Annotated in this window: 5 protein-coding genes; 1 reads left to right on the top strand and 4 read right to left on the bottom strand. The window is 60.7% G+C overall.

Going from position 1 to position 3,989, the window contains the following annotated elements; genetic code table 11:
* The 4 genes from AC1D1P_RS19500 to AC1D1P_RS19485 form a co-directional block, all read right to left on the bottom strand.
* The coding region (locus AC1D1P_RS19500) for an ATP-binding cassette domain-containing protein (RefSeq protein WP_477674110.1) at positions 1–352 on the bottom strand (352 nt) is incomplete at its 3' end.
* A gap of 11 nt (positions 353–363) precedes the next feature.
* Positions 364–1,482: an ABC transporter permease subunit gene (locus AC1D1P_RS19495; protein ID WP_477674109.1), complete on the bottom strand. Its 1,119-nt coding sequence runs from the start codon at positions 1,480–1,482 to the stop codon at positions 364–366.
* Between the two features lie 34 nt (positions 1,483–1,516).
* Positions 1,517–2,446: a branched-chain amino acid ABC transporter permease gene (locus tag AC1D1P_RS19490; RefSeq protein ID WP_477669667.1), complete on the bottom strand. Its 930-nt coding sequence runs from the start codon at positions 2,444–2,446 to the stop codon at positions 1,517–1,519.
* 103 nt (positions 2,447–2,549) lie between these two features.
* Positions 2,550–3,671, bottom strand: coding sequence for a replication-associated recombination protein A (locus tag AC1D1P_RS19485; RefSeq protein WP_477674108.1), 1,122 nt, complete (start codon positions 3,669–3,671; stop codon positions 2,550–2,552).
* A gap of 146 nt (positions 3,672–3,817) precedes the next feature.
* On the opposite strand from AC1D1P_RS19485, the gene AC1D1P_RS19480 reads away from it, so the two are divergent.
* Entirely contained in the window at positions 3,818–3,985 is a 168-nt protein-coding gene (locus AC1D1P_RS19480) for a hypothetical protein (RefSeq protein WP_477674107.1), read from the top strand.
* The last annotated feature ends 4 nt before the right edge of the window (positions 3,986–3,989 follow it).

Here is a 3,989-nt window from a genome sequence, read left to right as displayed (position 1 = left end):
GCACGGCGCCGATCAGGCCCGAGTTGGTACGGATATGGCGGCCGACCATGACGTTTTCGAGGGCCGTCATGTCGGCAAACAGGCGGATGTTCTGGAAGGTCCGGGCAATGCCGGCCTTGGCCACTTCGTGCACCGCCGTGGGCTTGTAGGGCTTGCCGGCGAGCTCGAAGGTGCCGCTGTCGGGCGTGTAAAGGCCCGTCAGCACATTGAAGAAGGTGGTTTTACCGGCGCCGTTGGGACCGATCAGGCCATACACCTGGCCACGCTCGATATGGATGCCGACATCGGAAAGGGCCTGCAAACCGCCGAAGCGCTTGGAGACACCCGAGACTTTAAGAATGGTTTCGCTCATGTCCATTCTCCTTAGGGGTTGATTGACTGGATAGGGTCCGGGCCGACGGGCTTGTTCAGCGACTTGCCGTGCTCGGAAGCGGGCCACAGGCCGCGCGGACGCATCAGCATGACGGTGATCATGGCCAGCGCGATCAGCAGCTGGCGCAGGATGGCGGAGTCGAGCCGGCCGTCGGTCATGGCCTGCAGTGGGCCGGCCACATGGCGCAGCACCTCAGGCAAAGCCGCGAGCAGCAAGGCGCCCAGAATGACGCCGGGCAAATGACCGATGCCGCCCAGCACCACCATGGCGACGATCATGACCGACTCCATCAGGCTGAAGGATTCGGGAGACACAAAACCCTGGAAGGCGGCAAACATGGAGCCCGACACGCCGCCGAAAGTGGCGCCCATGCCGAAGGCCAGCAGCTTCAGGTTGCGGGTGTTGATGCCCATGGCCTTGGCGGCGATTTCGTCTTCGCGGATCGCCATCCAGGCGCGGCCGATGCGGGAGTTTTCCAGGCGGTGGCAAACCACAACCGAGACGATCACCAGCACCAGGAAGAGGTAGTAGTACATCGACACCGAGTTGACTTCGAAGCCGAAAAACTCATGCGGCTTGCCAAGGTCGAAGCCGAAGAACTTCATCGAATCGATCTGGTTGATGCCTTTGGGGCCGTTGGTCAGGTTGATGGGGCGGTCCAGGTTGTTCAGGAACACACGGATGATTTCACCAAAGCCCAGCGTCACGATGGCGAGGTAATCGCCGCGCAGCTTGAGGGTCGGTGCGCCCAGCACCACGCCGAAGAATCCGGCGAGGGCCGCTGCCGCCGGGATGATCGCCCAGATCGGCAAATGCAGCCCGTTCGGAAACTGCGCCGCAATCCAGGGRAASGCRTCGGCCAGRTGSGGCGAGCCGAGCAGCGCGAACAGGTAGGCGCCGACCGCGAAGAASGCGACATACCCCAGGTCCAGCAGGCCGGCGTAGCCGACCACGATGTTCAGGCCCAGGGCCAGCAGCACATACAGCAGCGCCATGTCGACAATGCGCAYCCAGGCGTTGCCGCCCTGCTGCAGGATCAGCGGCAGCACCAGCAGTGCCGCCGCGACGATCAGGAAGGTAATGAGTTTTTTCGATTTGACAGAATTCATGAATGTTCTCCTTGTGTACCGGATGGACGCGGCGTCACGCCCGGTCCGCTACACGCTCACCCAGCAGACCTGAAGGCCGCAGCGTGAGCACAAAAATCAGCACGATGAAAGCAAAGATGTCGGAGTACTGGCTGCCCAGCACGCCGCCCGTCAGCGGGCCGATGTAGCCGGCGCCGATGGATTCAATCAGGCCCAGCAAAATGCCGCCGAGCACCGCGCCACCCAGGTTGCCGATGCCGCCAAACACAGCTGCCGTGAAAGCCTTGAGGCCCGGCAGGAAGCCCATGGTGTGCTGCACCGTACCGTAGTTGGAGGCGTACATGACGCCGGCCAGCGCGGCGAGGATGGCGCCGATAATGAAGGTGGCCGAGATGACGGTGTCGGGGCGCACGCCCATGAGCGCCGCAACACGGGGGTTTTCAGCCGTGGCGCGCATCGCACGGCCCAGCTTGGTGTAATGCACCAGCCACATCAGCACGGAAAGGGAGACAACCGTAGCACCCAGGATGAAGAGCTGGGTCACAGTGATGACGGCACCGCCGACCTGGAAGGGCTCGGAAGGCAACAGCGTGGGATAGGGCTTGTAGTTGGGCTTCCAGATGATCATGGCCAGGGTCTGCAGCAATAGCGACATGCCGATGGCGGTGATCAGCGGGGCCAGTTTGGGAGAGTTTCGCAAGGGCCGGTAGGCGATTTTCTCAATCGCGAAATTGAGGGCGCCGCACACCACAAAGGCGATCAGCAGCGAAATCAGCAAAATAATCCAGCCCGGCGTGCCCGGCATGGAATCCTGCATCAGGCCAATGATGGTCCAGCTGGTCAAAGCCCCCACCATCAGTACTTCGCCGTGTGCGAAGTTAATCAGGTTAATGATGCCGTACACCATGGTGTAGCCCAAGGCGATCAAGGCATACATGCTGCCCAGCACCAGACCATTGATGATCTGCTGTAGCAAAACTTCCATAACTCACTCTCCCGTCCAATTGATGAAATTGCGAACTCCGCCTGGCGGCCACCATCCACCGGGATCGCCGGTGACTGGCTTGAGTTAACAAAAAGCCCGCCTATCAAAGCCGGATGGCTGGTGAAGTTGGCGAGCTAATCCGCAAATTGTAGCCAAGCGTCTCTAGCGAGAATCGAGCCAGCGGTGCGGTTTTCGCGGGGTTTAAGGCCCTATAGACCGCGTTGGACTTGGGCGCGACCGCCAGGTAAATGACGCACTGGGCCAGCGCCAGCTCGCCTTCAGGGGAGCCAAGGCGTTCGTAGACTTCCGCAGCATCCAGCGCCATGCGCAAGGCACGCGGGTCGGCCAGCCCGATGTCTTCGCTGGCCATGCGCACCAGCCGGCGCGCCATGTAGCGCGGTTCAGCGCCGCCGTCGAGCATGCGCATGAACCAGTAGAGCGCGGCATCGGGGTCGGAACCGCGCACCGACTTGTGCAGCGCCGAGATGGTGTCGTAGAACTGTTCGCCGCCCTTGTCGTAGCGCCGCATCCGCTCGCCCAGTACCTTGAGCAGCCAGACGTCGCCGACGTCGGTCACTTTTTCGGCCTTGGCCGCCACGCTGAGGGACTCGAGCGTGTTCAAGAGGCGGCGGGCGTCGCCGTCGGCATAGGCAACCAGCCTGTCAACGGCTTCATTTGCTATGGTTTCGATAGCTGGTAGCGCATGTTCAGCAAGCACCTTGGCCACTATTTGCTTGAGATCTGCCTCCTCCAGCGGCTGCAACACATACACCACGGCGCGCGAGAGCAAGGCCGAGTTCACCTCGAATGACGGATTTTCCGTGGTGGCGCCGATGAACGTAAAAAGACCGCTTTCCACATGCGGCAAAAAAGCATCCTGCTGGCTTTTGTTGAAGCGATGCACCTCATCCACAAACACGATGGTGCGCTTGCCGCCCTGCCCTTGCCAGATGGACGCCTGCTCAACCGCTTCCCGGATGTCCTTGACGCCACCCAGCACGGCGGAAATAGTGATGAAGTGGGCGTCGAAGCTGCTCGCCATGAGCCGTGCGATCGTGGTCTTGCCAACGCCGGGCGGACCCCAGAGGATGCAGCTGTGCGGCTGGCCTGATTCAAATGCGATGCGCAGCGGCATGCTTTCGCCCAGCAGGTGCTGCTGGCCGATAACCTCGCCCAGCGACTGGGGGCGCAAGCGTTCTGCTAGTGGTTGGCTTTTCGTTGGCATAAAGGGTACATGCGCGCCATGTCGTTGGCGCAAGAAGTTTTCTAGTGTCTGATCAGCGCTGTCCGGGGGCCCGCAAACAGCTTGTGTTTGCACACACCGATAATCACCACCGACTCATCATTCATCAAAAACTGCGGTAAATCCTCATGAAACTCAATATTGGCTGCGGTCACAACAAGTTTGCCGGATATGTCAACGTGGACGCATTTCAGGAATGCAACCCGGACGTAGTTTGTAACGTGGAAGTGACCCCGTGGATGTGGGACGACAGTTCAGTCGATACCGTCGCCTTCAATCACTCTCTTGAGCACTGAGCAC

The organism is Polaromonas sp. P1_E1_2, assembly GCF_056406035.1.
The sequence above is the reverse complement of the archived record's forward strand: the minus strand, read 5'-3'. Positions and strand labels throughout refer to the sequence as shown.